Here is a 17746-nt window from a genome sequence, read left to right on the forward strand (position 1 = left end):
CGAACGCAGTCTGAGTCAGCCAATTACGAATGATAATCAGCAGTTTGATTGAAGCGTTTTAACTAAAACTTAAGGCTGTCCCGCAAATGCCCCGCATGTTCATACGGCGCATGCAGAGAACCCTGGCCCCAGGCTGGAGAGGGAGGTGAGAGTGGCGAGGCTACTGATATTGCGCTGCCCAAGGCTGTTCAACGTGAGTATCAGCGCGTACCAGTCGCTGCCCTCACCGGTTGCCCCAGCCCTGAACCGCGAGAGCAATCTCGGCGGTCAAAAAAAACCGTCAAACCCAACCGTCTCTGCACATAACCCTCTAATCTTGGCGGCATGTTTTGCAGGTCGTTGCGTGTCGGTCTCTGCACGTGTCGAATACGCAGCGTTAATCCGAGAGCATGAAATGCCACTGTTTGTTGAGTTACTGCCATGACTCATATGATCCAATCGTTGCGCCAGCGGGGGGCGCTGATCCTGACGACGCTGCTCGTTCTGACGGCCTGGGTGCCCTCAGTGTCTGGCGCCGAGTCCCGTAGCTTCGACCTGTACATCGCCGAAGCGCCGCCTTTATCGATGCTGGACCCGTCCGGCCTGCATGGCATCCTCGGCGACGCGACGCTGGAAGCGGCGACCCGAGCCGGATATACGCTGCACTTTATAGAAGTGCCTTGGGCACGAGCCCAGCAAAGCGTACGCAAAGGCGTCGACAAGCTGATCATTCCCCTGTCGCGCACGCCAGAAAGAGAAGCCGATTACACCTGGATCGCGCCCATCATGACCATGGACAGAGCGTTTTTCAGCCTCGACAAGCGCGTCCAGAGCATGCAGCAGGCACGGGAAACCTTTGCCCGTATCGCCGTTGGCCGAGGCAGCGCCCAAGAGCAAAAACTGCGGGCAGAGGGCTTTAGCGATACCCAGATTTATCCGTTTGAGATTGGTGAGAATCCGGCGCAATTGCTGCTGATGGGGCGCGTCGATGCCTGGTTCAATGGCATTCCCGAAACGCAAGCTATCTGGCGCAAGCTGTCAAACAGGACGTTGCAGGTCAGTCCGTCCTTGATGAAGACCGATCTGTATCTGGCCTGCTCCAGACAGTGCGATGCGGTGCTCGTACGCCACTTGCAGGCGGCAGTCGAGACACTGCGCAAGGACGGCACGCTGGAGCGGATAAAAAACGCCTACCTGAAAGAGCCGTGATCCGTTCGGCCCTGTACCAGGCTTGCGCTGGCGTCATGAACGCGAGCCTGGAGGGGGCCCGTGCACGCCTCAACGCGAGAGCATGAACGTCTCGTACTCCAGGTCATCCAGCGCCGTCGACAGCCGCGTCAGCCCCAGCAGCACGCAGATCAGCAGCGACAGGGTAAAGCCATAGCCGAAGAAGCTCGGCCCCAGGTGCAGGCTGAGCAGGGTCAGGGCGGCATTGAGGGCCACGAACAGCAGGCACAGCTCCAGCACGATGGCGCGTTTGTCGAGGTAGAAGAACACGTTGAGAATCGCCATGAACACCACCTGGATGCTCACCCCGATCAGGTCGATGTAGAACAGCGGCAGGTAGTAGCTGGACATCCCCAGCCACTCCAGCAGGCGCGGGCCGAAGAGGAACAGCAGGACCACCGTCAGCCCCTGGACCTTGCAGATTTCCAGCAGGCCCTGGCGGATCGAGAAGGTCATCTCGGCCTTCAGCGAACCGATGTGCTGCAAGGTCTCGCCATCGCGCACGGCACGGAACAGGCGGTCGTACCATTCGGCGAAATCGGTTTCGATGCGCACCAGGAACACCGCCATCCCGGGAATGATCGCCAGGTAAGCAAGGAAGATCGGCAGGTCGTAGAGAATTGACGCGCGCATCGGCCCGATCACCTGGCTCGAAGTTTCCGGGTTGAACCAGAAGATGAACTTGTCGATCCAGATCCCCAGGTTGTAGCAAAGCCCGGTCAGCAGCAGGCTGACAAACACCTGGCGGCGGTCGAGAAAGTCGAAGGCCACCAGCTTCTCGGCCCGGTACTCGCGCAGGATGTCGTAGAGAAACAGGAACAGCAGCGTGCTGTGCCCCAGCAGCAGCGCCAGCAACAGCCCTTCCATGCCCATGTAGCGCAGGTAGAAGGCGCTGCCGACCATCAAGCCATACCCCACCAGCATCACCAGGAGGATGCGGTTATAGGCCTTCATCCCCGAGAGGAAGATGATCACCAGCCACAGGTTGCACAGCACCACGAAGTTGGCCAGGGTCAGCAGGCGGTAGATCAGCGCCTGGTCGAACAGGGTCACCAGCAGCAGGATGCCCAGCGCCCCGGAGCCCAGGGTCACCAGCAAGAGTACGCCCACCAGGTTCGGCAGGATCTGCTCGTACTTGCGCTCGAACAGGCGGTCGGACACGAAACGGGTGAAAAACAGCTGCAGGCCGCCGGTCAGGATCAGCGACGTGGCCATCAGGTAGGTGACGGTGATCAGGAACTGGCGGATCAGGACCTCCGGCACCACCAGCCCGAGGCTGATCACCCCCACCAGCATCACGCTGAGGATCGACAGCACCCAGGGCCCGGAACTGATCAGGCCGGCATAGACATAGGCGTGCAGGGTCGCCGTGTAGGAGTCGCGGGAGAGAATCTTGCGCAGTTCGAAACCGATGCCGGCCATTTACACAGCCTCCTTGTGTGGGGTGCCGATGGCCGTGTGATAGAGCGTGCGATAGCGGTCGAGCATCAAGCGCTCGCTGTAGTAGCGATGTACCCGCAACAGGCCCGCCGCCTGGGCCGATTGCCAGCTTTCGGGGCTGCGCAGCAGGTCGATGATCGCCTGGGAGGTGGCCTGCGGATCGGCGATCGCCACCACTTCCCCGGCCCGCCCCAGGTCCCGGTCGGCCGCCTCGCCGCCCTCGATCAGCTCGCGGCAGGAGCCCACGTCACTGCTGACCACCGGCGTGCCGGCGGCCCAGGCTTCGAGAATCACCAGGGGCTGGGCCTCGCTGATGGAGGTCAGCACCATCAGGCCCAGTTGCGGCAGGATGTCCTGGATTTTCTGGAAGCCCAGGAACAGTACCTTCTGCTCCAGCCCCAGGCTCGCCACCAGGCTGCGGCACTCGGCGACGTACTCCGGGTCTTCCTCTTCCGGCCCGACGATCCAGCCTTCGACCTCGGGCATCACGCTGACCACCCCGCGCATGGCCCGCAGGAAGGTCTTGACGTCCTTGATCGGCACCACCCGGCCGATCAGCCCGACCACCGGCGCAATGCCTTCGGCCCGGGCCTCCAGGGCCTGGGTCCAGAGCTGCAGGTCGATGCCGTTGGGGATCACCTGGGTGCGCTCGGGGGGCGCGCCGTCCTTGATCTGGCGTTGGCGGTTGCCGTCGTACAGGGCAATGATCTGGTCGGCGCTTTCATAGACCAGATGCCCGATGCGTTCGAAGAAACGCACCCAGAGCATGCGGATATAGCCGGAGCCGGAATCCATGCTGTCGTTCAGCGCCTGGTTGCTGCTTTCGGCGATCCAGCTGGCCTGGGCCAGGTCGATCTTGCGCTCCTTGGTGTAGATCCCGTGCTCGCTGAGCAGGAACTGGCAGCCCCACAACTGCTTGAGAATGCAGCCCACCAGCCCGGCGTAGCCGGTGGAAATCGAGTGCAGCACCCGGGCCCGCGGCATGTGCCGGGCGGCATTGGCCAGCATCAGCAAGGGCGACTGCATGGTGCGCAGGGTCCAGAAGTAGTTGACGAAGGACGGATCGGCGCAGTGCTGCTCGTAGCCTTCGGTCAGCGCTTCCCAGCTGGGCCGGCTGTAGAGCACGTCGTCCAGGGTGATGCGCCCCTGGGCCAGGGATGCCAGCACTTCGATGCCCAGCTCGGCGGCGGGCTTCTGCGGGTTGTGCAGGTAGCGGTACAGGTTGCTCAGTTCCTCCAGGGACGCGCTGTGGGCCTCGCGCTTGTGCCTGGGGTTGCGCCAGGCCTCTTCCAGGTACACCTCTTCGATATGCACGACGTTGGCCGGAATCTCATAGCGGCGCTGACCATAGGCCTCGCGCTGGCCGCCAATGAACAGCACCGAAAACTGCAGCTGCGGCAGGCCGAGGATCATCTGGTGGATCCAGCTGGACACGCCACCACGCACATAGGGCCAGGTGCCCTCGAGCAGCAGGCAGACATCGGCGATGGGGGTTGAGTCGGGGGTTTTCTTCATGTCCAGGTCCTTACCAGCCCAGCAAAGGGCGGACGTTGCTGCATTTGCGCCGGCAGGCTTCGCAGCAGCCCGGGAATCTCGGCATAGCGGCCGGTTTCAAAGGCGATTTCGGCGCGGAACGGCAGGACCTTGGCCGAGTCCATGCCCGCCTCCTCGGCCTGGTGCATGTGCAGGCGCGCCTTGCCGACGTCACCGCGTTCAAGGGCGATGCGCCCGGCCAGCAACAGCAGCTCGCCGCCCTCCCCCAGCTTCAGCGCCTGTTCGGCATGTTCGCCGGCCTGGCCCAGCACGTGCTGCTGCACACTGCCCTGGGCCAGGCCCAGGTAAGCCAGTTCCCAGTACCAGCGGGCCAGCGTCGCGTGCAAGGCTCCGGCCTTCTGCGGCGCCGCGCCGGGCAGTTGTTCCAGGGAGGACTGGATCCGCTGGTTGATGTCGGTTTCCTGCTTGTCGAGCATCGAATACGCCAACAGCCGCACATCGTCGCTCGGGTCACCCAGGGCCAGCTTGAGGATCGGCACCGCTTCCTTGCCCGGCATCCGCCGGGTGGCGAGCAAGGCCGCCAGGCGCTGGTCGGGGTCCGGCGCATGACGCAAGACATCCTGCAGCCCGCTGTCACCGAAGGTGGGCGAATGCAGTTGAGTCTGAGCGCGAAACGGCAGGTCGGGAATGCCCACCGCCTGCCACGTCTGCGCCTCGCGCTTGCGCGGCAGATACAGCGCCGGAAAGATCGCGGCAATCACTCCGACGGCCCCGATCAGCGGCACAAAGAACGCCAGGCTGAAGATGAACAGCGGGCTCCATGGCAACGGCCGGCGATAACGCGCCGGCAGCAGCAGCCAGACCGCCGCGGTCAGCAGGCCACAGGCGATGCCATGGGTCATTGCATACAGCAGCGCGGTCTGCAACTCGGGCAACTGCGCCGTCAGGCTGGCCCAGCTGCCGATCTCGAAAAACAGCGCTCCGCTAAACAGCCACTTGCTGATCATTCAGGCCACACTCGTTGTACAGGAAGTTACGCAGCCCATCGCGTTGCCGGGCCGACTCCAGGTCGTAGGGCAGTACCTTGACCCCCAGGCCGGCCAGCTCCACGCTCATGCCGAAGTGCTCGTGGACCAGCTTGCCCAGGCGTGCCAGGTAGCCCTGGGCGCCCTCGGCGCTGGTCAGCGGCAACAGCACCAGCAACAGTTCGTGCCCGCGTGCATTGGCCAGGCTCAGGTGCAGGTCCAGGCCTCGCTGGCTGCGCTCGAACAGCCGCGCCAGTTCATCATTGGGCTGGGTCAGCTCGAAGGCATAGAGGCAACCGGACAGGCCGTGGCGCTCGACATCCACCAGTGAACGCTTGAGTTGGCGGGTGAAGTGCTGGGCATCGGCGCTCTGCAGTTGCAAAACCTGCGGGTCCGGGTGCAGCAAGTCGGCGATATGTCCGGCCAGCAGGGCCAGCAGGCTGAGGGTGCGTTCCTGGAAGGCAAAGAACGGCATCTGCCGCACCGCCAGAATCGCCAGCACCTGGCCCTGGGTGTCCACCAGCGGAACACAGGCCTGCAAGGACGACACCGAGGCCTGGGCGCCGCTATCCAGCAGCTCCTCACGCACACTCACCAGCTCCTCGCGCTCCAGGCACATACGCACCAGCAGGTCCTGGCTGTCCAGCGGCCCCATGGTGCCGATCGAGGCCAAGAGGCTCAGCTGTGGCGCCGCACTGGCGCCCTGCTCCACCCGGTACAGCCCGGCCACCCGCAGCGAGCCGTACTGGCCGAGCAGGGTCAGCACCGGCTCGGCCAGCAGGCTCAGCGGGTCGCCGCCATTGGGCGCCGCGCGCAGCCGATCACGCAGGCCCAGCAGGGAACTGCGCAAGCTCTGGTCGCTGCCCGCCAGGCGCTGCTCCAGGCGGTCATGGGAGACCCGCAGAATCTGGTGCGCCCGGGTGAAATCATCAAGCCGGTACTGGCGGTACTCGTTGGCCATCTGCAAGCGCAGCAAACGCCGCTCCCAGAGGTCACGCACCTCGCCCACCAGCATGCCGCAGACCAGTACGCCGACAATGTAGGACGGCGCGACCTGGGCGTAGCTCGCCAGCCCCGAATGACGCAGGGCAAAGAACGCCGCTACCAGCAGGCTGGCACTGATCAGGCCGCGGACAAACCCGTAGCGCACCCCCAGCAGCAGCGGCGCCAGCACCGACCAGGGAAACTCGCCCTGCACCTGCAAGGGGTCCTCGGGGGCCAGCCACAGGCCGACGCCGATGACCAGGGCGGTCACCAGAAAGGTTTCCAGCCAGGACGCCGGACCGCTGGCGCGGGGCGCCAGCGCATAGTCCATGTGTGGAGAGTTCATGGCAGTCACTCGATCCGAAGGCCACCGACAAGCTTGTCGAGCACCTTCTGGGCGGCCCCGGCCAGGCTTTCCCGGGACCAGCCGGCGCGGGCCCCGCTATTGCTCCACAGCACCTTGCCGGTACCGGCCTCGACCACCCGCAGGCTGATGCCCACCGCCGGTTCGCCATCCAGGCCGTTCTTGTACTGCCACTCCTCGACGCTGCCGGACACCACATAGTCGAGCTTCTGCTCCCGGGCCCAGTCCATGGCCCCGGCCAGGCGCTCGTTGTCGTCGAGCAGGGCCTGTTCGCCCTGCCCCGTCGTACCGGTGTAGACCTGGGGTTGCAGGCCGCGGCTGCTCAGCACGCTGAGCAGAATCTGCTCACTGCGCTCGCCGGCCTGGGGTGTCTGGGAATAGTTGACCAGCGGCAGCACGCCCCAGCGCGCACTCTTGGACAACTCGGGGCTGCTTTGCCCGGTGAAGCTGCTGCACCCGGCCATCAGCAAGGCGACCATTGCCAGACTCACGCAACGAATGGATTGCATAAGGTTTACTCCTCTTTGAATTCCATGATCAGCGTCCGAAACGCACGCTGTAGCTGACACCTGCAGTGCCCCCGGACTTGCCTGCCCCGCCTTGCGGCGCGGACTGGTAGCCAAGGGTCACTGCCAATTCGTCATCCCCTATCACCTCGGTGCCGACACCGGTACTGATGGCGTAGTTGATGGTGTTGTCGGTCCACTGCCAGCCGGTGCTGACATCCACCAGCCAGGTGTATTGCCCCCGCGTGCGGTTCAGCGCCCCCGGGAAACCGCGCCGCCAGGAACTGCCGAAGAACAGCTGGCCGTAGCGCTTCTGCAGCAGGGTCTGGCTGGTGATCTGCTCCGGATTGTCGAGATCGGCCCCGGCCAGATCGATGCCTCCGCCCAGGGTATTGGCCAGGTCGGGCAGCGAGCGGTTGTTCAGGCTGTTCTGCTGGTAGTCGATACCGCTGCGCAATTCCCAGTTCGGCCCTTCGAACTGCAAGGTGTGGTCGAACTCGATCTTCAACGCCTGGCCGCTGCCCAGGTCATCGCCGCCGCGGGTCGAGAACCAGCGCTGGGCCAGGTTCCAGGACAACTGGTCACGGGCCGAATAGCGATGCCGGCCGCCCACCCAGACATCATCCTGCTGGCCGAAGGTGCGCATGTATCCGCTGTCCTCGTTCTTGCGGTGCCAGTCGGCACCGACGTCCAGCTCGTTGCCGCTGTCCAGTTGCCAGGTGCGGCTGGCACCCAGGCCGTTGCGGTCATCGTCCTTGCGCAGGCTGCTGTCGAAGATCAGCTTGTAGTTGCCGTTCTCCAGCTGGCGCTGCAAGGTCAGTTCGGTGTTGGTCTCATTGCCCAGGCGCGACTCATCCAGCACATCGCCGCTGTAGCGGCCCTGCTCCAGGACCAGCTTGGCGTACCAGTTGTCGTTCAGATAGCGCGCGGCGGTCAGGCGCGGGCCGTTGAACACCAGGCCGCCGTAGTCCTCGCGCTCCCAGGCGATTTGCATACCCTGGGGCGTGCGCTCGGTCATCTCGATGGCCTGGCGGCGCAGTTGCTCGCGCAGCGCCGCCGGCTGCTCGTCACCCAGTGCCGAAAGGCCCACCGCCAGCGCTTCGCCGCTGCGGCCCAGGCTGTTCAAGGCCTCGACCTGCTGCGCCGGGTCCAGGTCGCCGCTGGCCACCAGGCGCTCCAGGGCCTGGCGATTGCTGCCGCGCAGGGCTTCCTGGATCTGCTCGTAGCGGCTGACCTTCAGGCCGCGGCTGCGGGCCCAGGCCAGCCACTCATCCTTTTGCGCCGACTGATTGAGGTCATCCAGGCGCGCGAGGAACTGATCGAACCACAGCTGCAGCATCGGCTTGGAACCGTCCTGCCATTGCATGGCCTTGTTCTGCGCCTTGCGTGACGAATAGCTGCTGGCCAGCAGGCGCAGCCAGGTGGCATAGCCCTGGGGCGTGGCGCGGATCTGCTCCGGGCTGACCTGGCGATCGAGCCGCAGGCGCAAGCGCTGGGCCGAATCGGCATAACCGGCGCCCTCCAGGGCATCGGCATAGGCGGCCTGGACCATCCAGTCCCGGGGGTTGGCCTGCAAGTACAGGCGATACCAGGCCAGGGCCTCGGTATTGCGCCCGAGCAACTGGCTGGCGGCGGCGAACGGCAGCCACAGGCTGCTGTCACTGCGGGCCAGGGAGCGCCATTGCTGCAACAGCGGCTTGATCTCGCCCGTGCGGCCCAGATCGACATACAGCCACAGCAGCCGCTCACGGAAGGTGTTGTCGTCCGGGAAGCGGCTCAAGCCCTGTTGATACAGGCGCAGCGCCAGATCGGTCTGGCCCTGCTGCACCGCCAGCGCGGCGCGGGCGGCCAGCACCTGGGACTGGTCGCTGGCACCCGGGTACTGCTCGGCCTCCTTGAGCAAATCGACCACCAGAGGCCAGTCCTGGAGTTCCTGGGCCAGTTGCAGGGCGGCCACCAGGCGCTGCGGGCTGTGGCCCTGGCGCCAGCTGTCGACGGTCAATTGCAGGGCCTTGCGCGGATCGCGGGTGCGATACAGGGCAATCAGCTCGCTTTCGTCGCCTGTATTGAGTGAGCCCTTGATCGCCAGCATCTTCTCCAGCGCCAGCTGCAGCTCGTCGTCCAGTTCCAGGTCCCAGGCCAGGGCGGCGCGGGATTGCCAGTAGTTGAAGTCCTTGATCTTGTTGCCATCCACCGCGGTGATGACTTTCCAGGCCCCCTGGCTATCGAACAGCTTGAGGTGGTTGTTGGCCCAGTCCACACGTTCGGTGCTGGTGAGCGGATAGCGCTTGGCGAACTGGTTCCAGACCACCAGGCGCTGCGGGTACTGCTCGGTGTTTTCCAGGTTCTGCAACAGGCGCACCCAGGCCAGACGCTGTTTCGGGTATTTGGCGACATAGCGGCGCAGCCACTTTTCTGCCTCCTCGGGCGTCCCCCTGGACTCTTGCGCGTAGACCAGGGCATCGAGCTCGACGTTGGTCAGGGCGCGGCTGTCCATGATCCCCGCCAGCAGTGGGATGCCCCGGTCGAAGTCGTAGGTCTGCATCGCCAGGCGCCAGGTGTGCTCGAACTGCGCCGGGTCCTTGCTTAGCGTGCTCAGGCTGATCCAGTAGCCCAGGGCGGCGGCCGAGTCGCCCTGCCATTCGGCGAGATGGGCCATCTGCTCCAGCAACTGCGGGTCATCCGGCCGCTGTTCGAGCAGTTGCAGGCCCACCGCATGGGCGCCGGCCAGGTCACCGAAGGCCAGGCGCTGCTTGAATTCCTTGGCGAGGATTTCCGGACTGTCGGGCTGCACCTTGCGCCAGGCACTGAAGAACTGTTCCGCCAGGTCCACGCGGTTGTGCGCCACGGCCACATCCACGCCGCGGTCCAGCAGCGCCGGTTCGAATTCCACGTCCGGCTGTGCGGCCAGCTCTCGGGCCAGCAGCTCCACTGCCTGATCGCCGCGATCGGCCGCCACCAGGGTGGTGAAGGCCTGTTGCAGAAACTGCCGACGCGCCTCGGGGGTCTGGCTGGCATCGAGCAACTGCACATAGAGATCGGCCGCGCGGCCCGGCTGTTCGCTGGCCTGGTACCACTTGGCGGCTTCAGGCAGCCACTGCTCGCGCCGTGTCGGGTCGCGCCGCGCCAGCTCGGCATAGGCATCCGCCGCCAGCCCCGGGGCCTGGGCGCTCAGGGCCAAAGTGGCCAGGCGTTCCAGTTGCGGCGATGGCAGCGGCTTGTAGTCAAAGGCCTTGAAACGTTCGGCCAGGGCCTGCAGGGCCGCGCTGTCGGTGCTGTTGTTCAGCGCCAGGGCATCGAGCTGCAAGCGGTAGTAGGCCTTGAGCGCCGGATCGGGCCGCTGCCACTGGGCCAGGTGTTTTTCCGCCTTGGGGTAGTCCCCCAGCTGAATCAGCAGGTCGAGCAGCTGGGTGCGCAGCTCATTGTTTTCCGGGTGTGCGGCCAGCAGCACCTCGGCGTAGCTGGCCGACACTTCGTCCGGCTGCCCGCCCTTGGGGCGGAACGCCTCTTCATTGCGAAAGGTTGCCCACAGCAGCACGCCGACGGCGATCGCCACCAGCAGCAAGGCCCAGGGGTTGAGCAGCCGCGCGCTGGGCGCCTTGGCCTTAGTTGCAGAGGAGTTGGGCATCACTCACCTGCTTCATGGGAAGTTGGAAATGCCACAGGCCCTGTTCGGACTTGCCGGCGTAGCGTTGGCCCTGGACCTCGACCCGACAGGCGCTGGCCGAACGCACCGAGAATTCCAGGTTGAACTGGCCGGCAAAGGAGAAGCTCACCTGCCGGTCATTGACATAGCGCCAGTCGCGCAGGGGAATGTTGGCCAGCTCCAGTGCCGGGCGCGGATCGCGCTCGGGGCGCAGGGCCAACAGCGCATGATCGCTGCTCAAGGCTACATAGCGCCCCTGGGGCAAGTCGCGCACCCCGGCCACCCCCACCGAGCGGCCGAGGTCCGGCCAACCCAGCGCCGGGTCCAGGCGCAAGGTGCGCAGGCCGTCCATGCCGCGTACCTGCCAGTCGCCATTGGCGGTCCGCGCCAGGCTTGCCTGGTACAGGCCGTGGACCCGGTCCAGGTAGTCACTCATCCACAATGACAGCGGCTGCTGGCCACGCATGAACTGGTAGATGTCGGTCATGGCCTTGATCGACGCCTGCTTGGTGCCCGAATAGAAGTGGTAGTACAGATGGATGCCGCGCAGGCGCCGTGGGCTGTCGGTCAGCTCGAAGGTATCGATCACATCGCGAAAGCCGTAGTACGGGCCTTTCCAGAGGTTGGTGTACATGTTCTCGTTGATCACCGGCGCGTAGTACTGCAAGCCGCCCGAGGTCGGCCGCAACAGCGGGTACAGGCCGGTGAGCGATGAGTTGGCCTTGGTCAGGATGGTCTGCCCGCCGTTGACGTTTTTCAGCCCGGCGTCGTAGGCCAGCTTGATGGTCTCGGCGCTGGGCAGCGCATCCCCCGGCCAGAAGACCAGCTTCACCGGCTTCTGCGCGGTGGTCAGGCGGCTGTTGATGTAGTCCCGCGAGCCGAGGATCTCGCGCTTGTAATCCAGGGTCTTGTACCCCGGGATATTCAGGCGCAGGCCGTATTCGGCGTGGAAATCCTCGTCCTTCTTGGCCTTCTCCGGCTGCATGTAGAACGGGTGGCTGTAGGTGTGGGTGGCCACTTCGACCTTGGGGTCGGCGAAGATCTCCTGGGCGATGGGCTCCAGCTCCCGCGCCAGGAACGGCGACATGCCCTTGGGCCCGACTTCGCCTTCGATGATCGAGACCGAGGTCAGGAACGGGTTGGGACGAATGTAGTCGTCCAGCACCTGGCGCCCGGAATACGGGGTGCCACGCACTTCGGCATGGGACGGGAAACCGTCACCGTCGATATGCACCGTGGCGATCCGCCGACCGTTCTCGGTGGTGGTGTCCGGGCGTGGCTGGGACGGCAGGCGCAGGGCCTTCTGGATAAAGGCGAACGGGTCGAGGATCCAGCGGCTGCGCTCCACATTGGCCTCCACCACGTAGGGGGCCAGGGCCATGCCGCCCCAGGCGGCGGTGGCCACCGGGACGTACTTGCCGCCCTTGTCATCGCCCAGCACCAGGGCTGGTTTCGGCCCGTCGGGCAGCAGGCTCACGCGGGTCAGTTCACGGCTGCGCGCCACCACCGGGGCCTCGAAGGCGCCGATCAGGCTCTTGTCCTGGCTCAGCACATGCAGGGCATCGCGAGCCCCCGGCGCCGCCAGGTTCAGCCCCAGGCGCTTGAGCAGCGCCCGGTCCTCGATCGGCAGGCCGGCCATGATCGCCAGGGGCACCTGCTCATCCAGGCGCTGGCCGACCCAGCTATAGAAGGCACGGCTGTCCTCGGGCGGGCCGCTGGTCATCCACAGCACCACCCCGGCGTAAAGGCCGGCGAAGCTGTAGGCAGGCAGGCTATCGTCCACCGGGAAGTAGTCCACCCGGTAACCCAGGTATTCCAGCAGGCCACCGAGCATGCGGTGCCCGGCGTGATCGTAGAGTTCCCCTTCGCGCGGGTCATAGAGCATGGCGATGCGTCGCGGCTGGACTTCCACCGTGCTCATGCTCAGGGCGTTGAGGTCCGGGGTGGTGACCACCGGGATAAAGCCTTCCTGGCTCAATTGCCGGACCAGCTTGCGCGCCTCTTCCCGACGGTTGGCCGGCAGGTAATCGATGGCCACCAGCGGGATGTTGCGTGCGCGCAGCGGCTTGAGTTCGCCTTCAAGCCAGGTGCGGTCGGCTTCGGAAACCGGGCGGTAACGCTTGGCCGAGGCATCCCAGCCGGCGTGGATGGATTCCACCGCCACGGCCGAGGCGACGCCATCGAGCTCGCCCAGTACCTCGAAGCCCCGGTTGAAGAACAGCTTGAGGTTGGGCAGCCGGCTGTGCAGTTCCCGCAGGAACGAGGCCAGGGCCTTGCGTTGCGGTTCGCGATCGGCCTCGGGGAGCAACTGGAAACTGTCCAGGGTGTCCAGGAACAGGCCGGCGTAGCCCTGGTCCTGCAGCGCCTTGGCACGCTTGAACAGGTGTTCGCGCCAGGCCGGGGTGGCGATGTCCATCACCTGGCTGTCCCAGGCCTTGTTGCGCACGGGGCTCGCGCCTTGGGCCAGGGCCTGCTTGGCCAGGGCAGCGCGGTTGCCGTCGAACTCCCCTACCGACAGGTAGGCGAACGGCTGGCTGCCGAGCTTGCGCAAGGTAGCGACATCGGCGCTGGCCATATGGCCGGGCTCGACCACTGCCCATTCGAACTGCGCCAGCTCCTGCAAGGGTGGCTGCTCGGCGTACCAGAACCCGACACTGGCGGGCGCCGCGGGCGCGGCCTGCACCAGGGTGTTGGTGGCACACAAGGCCAATGCGGTAAACAGGCGTCGAACCACTTTGCAGACATGCCCCCTGCGAAACTCGATATCCATAACTCACTCTTCAGTAGATCAATCTGCACAACATCAGGCTCTAGGGCAGCCGCCATGGCGCGCCCCTAAGGCAACGAACTAAAGGCTGCGGTAAAGCCGTTCCAGGCCCTCGGCCAGGCTGCTGGGCGTGCCCAGGTCGAAGCGCTCGCGCAAGCGGCGGTTGTCGGCCTTGGAATGGCGGATATCCCCGGAGCGGGTCGCGCCGTGGCTCACCTGCAGCGGCTTGCCGCTGATCTGCTGCAGGGCGCCAATCAGATCGTTGAGGGTGGTCACCCCGCCGAGCCCGACATTGGTGGCATCGGCTGCCGGCGCGGGGCATTCCAGGCCCTGCACCAGGATCTTCACCAGGTCCGCGACATAGACGAAGTCGCGGGTCTGCCCGCCATCGCCGAACAGGGTGATGGGCCGCCCGGCCTTGGCCCGCTCGCTGAAAATGCTGATCACCCCGGAATACGGCGATGAAGGGTCCTGGCGCGGGCCGAAGATATTGAAAAAGCGCAGGATCACCGGTTCCAGCCCATGCTGGCGGCGGTAGAAGTCCAGGTAGTACTCGCTGGCGAGCTTGTCCGCCGCGTAGGGCGTGAGGGGAGATTTAGGGGTGTCTTCGGCAATCGGCGTGCCCTCGCCGTTATTGCCATAGACCGCCGCACTGGAGGCGAACACCACGCGGCGGATACCGGCCGCGGTCATCGCCTCGCACAGGCGCAGGGTGGCGATGAAATTGCTCTGGTGGGTGGCCACCGGGTCTTCGACCGAAGCCTGGACCGACGCCACAGCAGCCAGATGCACCACGGCATCGCAGCCCTGAACGGCATCCGCCAGGAGTGCCGCATCGGCGGCATCCCCCACCAGCAGTTCCAGGCCAGCATCGCCCATGGGCAGATTGCCGACCTTGCCCGTGGAAAGGTCGTCCAGAACCCGCACCGCATAACCCTTGGCCAGCAGTGCATCCACGAGGTGAGAACCGATAAAACCAGCGCCCCCAGTAACCAGTATCCGTTCGGCAGACATAGATCATTCCAAAGAGAAATATCGCGGCTACGCCGTCTGAAGCTAGCACAGCCAACGGATCAGCCCTGGCTACTTGCCATCCTGGCCGTCATGTTTTTAGTGGCTGCTCTGCGCCATAGGCTGTTTCGCCTATTTTCGGAGCAGAGTTCAGCGCTTTGGCGTCAAAAAAAAACTCAAGATAATCAATCGCTCAGCGCCGACATACTGGGTCAGAAAAGCAAAATCGTCAATAATGCGTCGATATTTGTTGATTATTTAAGCGCCAGGAAAAATAGGTCAATATATTGACTTACCTGGTATAAAGCGCTGAAACCGCCGCCGTAGCTGGCCACATGCCATTGACGCAAGGGCTCGGCAGTGCTCATATGCGCGCCAGTTTCAGGTGTCCCATGCCGCCGTGCATGGGGTTAAACGGGAAGCCGGTGCGTCATTTCGATGATCAGTCCGGCGCTGCCCCCGCAACGGTAAGCGAGCGAAGCATTCGACAGACCACTGTGCCAAGGCATGGGAAGGTGAATGCCTCATGACCCTCGCAAGCCCGGAGACCGGCCTGCAACTTCGTTTGACAACCCCGCGGTGGGCGGGCGCAGTCCGGTTTTCGTGGGCGCGGCTGCCCGCGATTCCCTATGCGTTGTTCCCTCCGGGATTCATTCATTCCTTACAAGTAGTAGGAATCGCATGTCCCGCACCTCCTTGCTGCAACACCTGGCGAGCCCCTCGCTGTGTTTCACCCTCCTGCCTTGCATGGCCTACCCGGCGCTGGCCTTGGCTGAGCAGAAAACCTCCCTGGTCTTGCCCGAGACCCAAGTGAGCGGAGTCTCCAGCGCCCCGCAAACCTCTCTGGACACCCCCCTGCCCGCCGGCTCGCGGCTGAACCTCACGGCCCTGGAGACTCCGGCCAGCACCAGCAGCCTGGGCAACGACGCCATCAGCAACCGCAACAACCTCACGGTGCAGGATGCCGTCACCCGCTCCCCCGGCATCACCAGCATCGCCACCCCGGGCAACGGCAATACCGCACTGTCGGCCCGCGGCTTTACCGGGCACTCCTCGGTGATGACCCTGTTCGACGGCGCGCGCCTGTACACCGGCGCCGGCAGCCAGACCTTCCCGGTGGACCCGTGGATGGTCGAGCGCATCGACGTGATCCGCGGCCCGGCCTCGGTGCTGTACGGGGAAGGCGCCACCGGCGCGGTGATCAACGTGATTGCCAAGAAGCCCTTCGACGGTGAGATCCACAACCGCCTGCGCCTGGGCTATGGCTCCCATGATCGCCAGCAACTGGGCCTGGACAGCGGCGGCTCGCTGACCGACACCCTGAGCTACCGCCTGACCCTGAACCAGCAGCAGAGCAATGGCTGGGTCGACCAGGGCCAGTCACGCAGCCTGGCACTCAGCGCGGCGCTACGCTGGCAAGCCACCGACGACCTCGGTTTCACCCTGGCCCATGAACGCGGTGAAAGCGAACCCGCCAGCTATTTCGGCACGCCGCTGATTGCCGGCCAATACCGCGACAGCCTGCGGGACAAGAACTACAACCTGCGCAACGCCGTGCAGCGCTACAACGACGAATGGACCCGGCTCAACACCGACTGGACCCTGAGCGACAACCTCAGCGCCAGCAACCAGCTCTACTACATCAAGAGCCGCCGCCACTGGCGCAACGCCGAAGCCTACAACTGGGTCAGCTCCCGGGAGCAGTTGCTGCGCGGCGACTACCTGGAGATCAAGCACGATCAGGAGCAGATCGGCGATCGCCAGAGCTTCACCTTCAACCACTCGCTGTTCGGCCTGGACAGCAGGACCGTGATCGGCCTGGAGTACAACAGGATTCGCTTCGGTGTGGCCAACAACTCGCCCTACAAGGATATCGGTAGCGACTATATCGACCCGTGGAACCCGGCACCGGGCTACTTCCAGAGCCGCTCGCCCTTCTCGCCCCAGACCGACAGCAGCACCCGCACTTTCGCCCTGTTTGCGGAAAACCGCCTGCAACTGTCGGAGCGCTGGTCGCTGGTGACCGGCATCCGCCGCGACCAGAACCATATCGATCGCAGTGATCTGCGCGCCGGCACCCGCACCGATCGCAGCCTCACCGGCGGCAACTGGCGCGCCGGCCTGGTGTTCGCGGTCACCGATCAACTGTCGCTGTACGGCCAGTACTCCACCAGTGAAGACGGGGTCAGCAACCTGATCAGCCTCAACCCGAGCCAGTTGCAGATGGACCTGACCGAAGCCAAGCAGACCGAGTTCGGGCTCAAGCAGCAGTTCTGGAACGGCCGTGGCGAATGGACCCTGGCGGCCTACCACATCGTCAAGAAAAAGCTCTTGACCACCGATCCGGTGACCCGCCTGGCGCAGCAGGTCGGCCAGCAATCCGCCGACGGCCTGGAAACCTCGCTGGAGCTGGCCCTGGATCACGGCTGGCAAGTCTCGGCCAACGCCTCGGTGGTGCGCGCCGAGTACGATGACTTCGATGAGGTGGTCTCTGGCAAAGCGGTGTCCCGGGCCGGCAATCGCCCCACCAACGTGCCGCGACGCACCGCCAACCTGTGGCTGAACAAGGCCCTGGCTCCGAGCCTGGAAGCCGGCATGGGCCTGCGCTACGTCGATGCGCGTTATGCCAACACCGCCAATAGCGTCGATGTACCCGGCTACACGGTGCTGGATGCCAACCTCGGCTGGCAGGCCCTGCCCGACGTGCGCCTGGGCCTGCAGGTGAACAACCTGCTGGACCGGCGTTATGCCGCGGCGCAACAGAACAGCGGCCAGCAATGGCTGATGGGTGAACCGCGCTCGTTGTTCGTCACCGCCGACTACAGTTTCTGATCGAGGGGTTGCCGCAAGGCCCTGGGCTTTGCGGCGCCATTTAAGGCGTGCAGTGAGTTCGCCAGCCACTGGCCCGGGCCAGCGTCGGACAGCGACCAATCGGCACTTGCACCCACGCAGTCGATGGATATGCTGAGCGCCTTTGTCCCTGCACTGCCCGCGAGAGCCCCATGCCCTGCCTGAATGCCCGAGATGTCTGCCAGCGCCTGCGCGATGCCGCCCTTGGCGTTTACCCCCTACGGCCCGGCGCCAGCCATTCGGGCGCTGGCCAGGTGCAGGTGGATATCGAGGGTTGGCAGCTGCTGCTGGATTTCGATGGCCGGCATCTGCATCACTGCCAGAGCTGCCTCAGCGCCGAAGGCGATGTCTGGCAGCTCGATACGCGGCAACGCTTCGGCACCGACCCGGTGAGCCTGCTCAGTACCTGGGAGCTGGCGCAGATCGAGAAGTTACTGAAAGAGGCGGTTTAAC

At 64.8% G+C, this 17746-nt stretch carries 11 protein-coding genes and 1 riboswitch; of the genes, 3 read left to right on the top strand and 8 right to left on the bottom strand.

The annotated features are described in order from the left end of the window. Nucleotides 1-420 precede the first annotated feature (420 nt). The gene (locus AC1RL5_RS04310; RefSeq protein ID WP_065364049.1) at nucleotides 421-1188 is read left to right on the top strand and encodes a substrate-binding periplasmic protein; all 768 of its coding nucleotides are present in this window, start codon (nucleotides 421-423) and stop codon (nucleotides 1186-1188) included. A 69-nt stretch (nucleotides 1189-1257) separates the two neighbouring features. On the opposite strand, the gene pelG is transcribed toward AC1RL5_RS04310, so the two are convergent. The 8 genes from pelG to AC1RL5_RS04350 form a co-directional block, all read right to left on the bottom strand. Then, nucleotides 1258-2628 carry an exopolysaccharide Pel transporter PelG gene (pelG, locus tag AC1RL5_RS04315; RefSeq protein WP_011061266.1) on the bottom strand — a complete coding sequence of 457 codons (1371 nt, stop codon included), beginning with the start codon at nucleotides 2626-2628 and terminating at the stop codon, nucleotides 1258-1260. Continuing rightward, nucleotides 2629-4161 carry a GT4 family glycosyltransferase PelF gene (pelF, locus tag AC1RL5_RS04320; protein WP_492588889.1) on the bottom strand — a complete coding sequence of 511 codons (1533 nt, stop codon included), beginning with the start codon at nucleotides 4159-4161 and terminating at the stop codon, nucleotides 2629-2631. Further along, nucleotides 4158-5147 carry a HEAT repeat domain-containing protein gene (locus AC1RL5_RS04325; RefSeq protein WP_492588887.1) on the bottom strand — a complete coding sequence of 330 codons (990 nt, stop codon included), beginning with the start codon at nucleotides 5145-5147 and terminating at the stop codon, nucleotides 4158-4160. Before AC1RL5_RS04325 ends, pelF begins: the two co-directional genes overlap by 4 nt. Further along, the gene (locus tag AC1RL5_RS04330) at nucleotides 5125-6495 is read right to left on the bottom strand and encodes a PelD GGDEF domain-containing protein (protein WP_015635591.1); all 1371 of its coding nucleotides are present in this window, start codon (nucleotides 6493-6495) and stop codon (nucleotides 5125-5127) included. The genes AC1RL5_RS04325 and AC1RL5_RS04330 overlap by 23 nt, the downstream gene beginning before the upstream one ends. A gap of 5 nt (nucleotides 6496-6500) precedes the next feature. Then, nucleotides 6501-7022 carry a transporter gene (locus AC1RL5_RS04335; protein ID WP_019095543.1) on the bottom strand — a complete coding sequence of 174 codons (522 nt, stop codon included), beginning with the start codon at nucleotides 7020-7022 and terminating at the stop codon, nucleotides 6501-6503. A gap of 28 nt (nucleotides 7023-7050) precedes the next feature. Further along, nucleotides 7051-10647 (bottom strand): tetratricopeptide repeat protein, encoded by a 3597-nt coding sequence (locus tag AC1RL5_RS04340; RefSeq protein WP_492588885.1) that lies wholly within the window; start codon nucleotides 10645-10647, stop codon nucleotides 7051-7053. Next, entirely contained in the window at nucleotides 10625-13435 is a 2811-nt protein-coding gene (locus AC1RL5_RS04345; protein ID WP_015635589.1) for a bifunctional glycoside hydrolase/polysaccharide deacetylase family protein, read from the bottom strand. The genes AC1RL5_RS04340 and AC1RL5_RS04345 overlap by 23 nt, the downstream gene beginning before the upstream one ends. A gap of 78 nt (nucleotides 13436-13513) precedes the next feature. Next, on the bottom strand, nucleotides 13514-14446 hold the full coding sequence (locus AC1RL5_RS04350) for an NAD-dependent epimerase/dehydratase family protein (protein ID WP_011061259.1): 933 nt from the start codon (nucleotides 14444-14446) through the stop codon (nucleotides 13514-13516). A 363-nt stretch (nucleotides 14447-14809) separates the two neighbouring features. Further along, a riboswitch (cobalamin riboswitch) is annotated at nucleotides 14810-15014 on the top strand. A gap of 110 nt (nucleotides 15015-15124) precedes the next feature. Between AC1RL5_RS04350 and AC1RL5_RS04355 the strand changes: the two genes are divergently transcribed. Then, nucleotides 15125-17275 carry a TonB-dependent receptor gene (locus AC1RL5_RS04355; protein WP_123577829.1) on the top strand — a complete coding sequence of 717 codons (2151 nt, stop codon included), beginning with the start codon at nucleotides 15125-15127 and terminating at the stop codon, nucleotides 17273-17275. 170 nt (nucleotides 17276-17445) lie between these two features. Continuing rightward, nucleotides 17446-17745, top strand: a complete 300-nt coding sequence (locus tag AC1RL5_RS04360; RefSeq protein WP_492588883.1) for a DUF7693 family protein — start codon at nucleotides 17446-17448, stop codon at nucleotides 17743-17745. The last annotated feature ends 1 nt before the right edge of the window (nucleotide 17746 follow it).

This window comes from Pseudomonas sp. GW822-FHT06D10 (assembly GCF_058799535.1).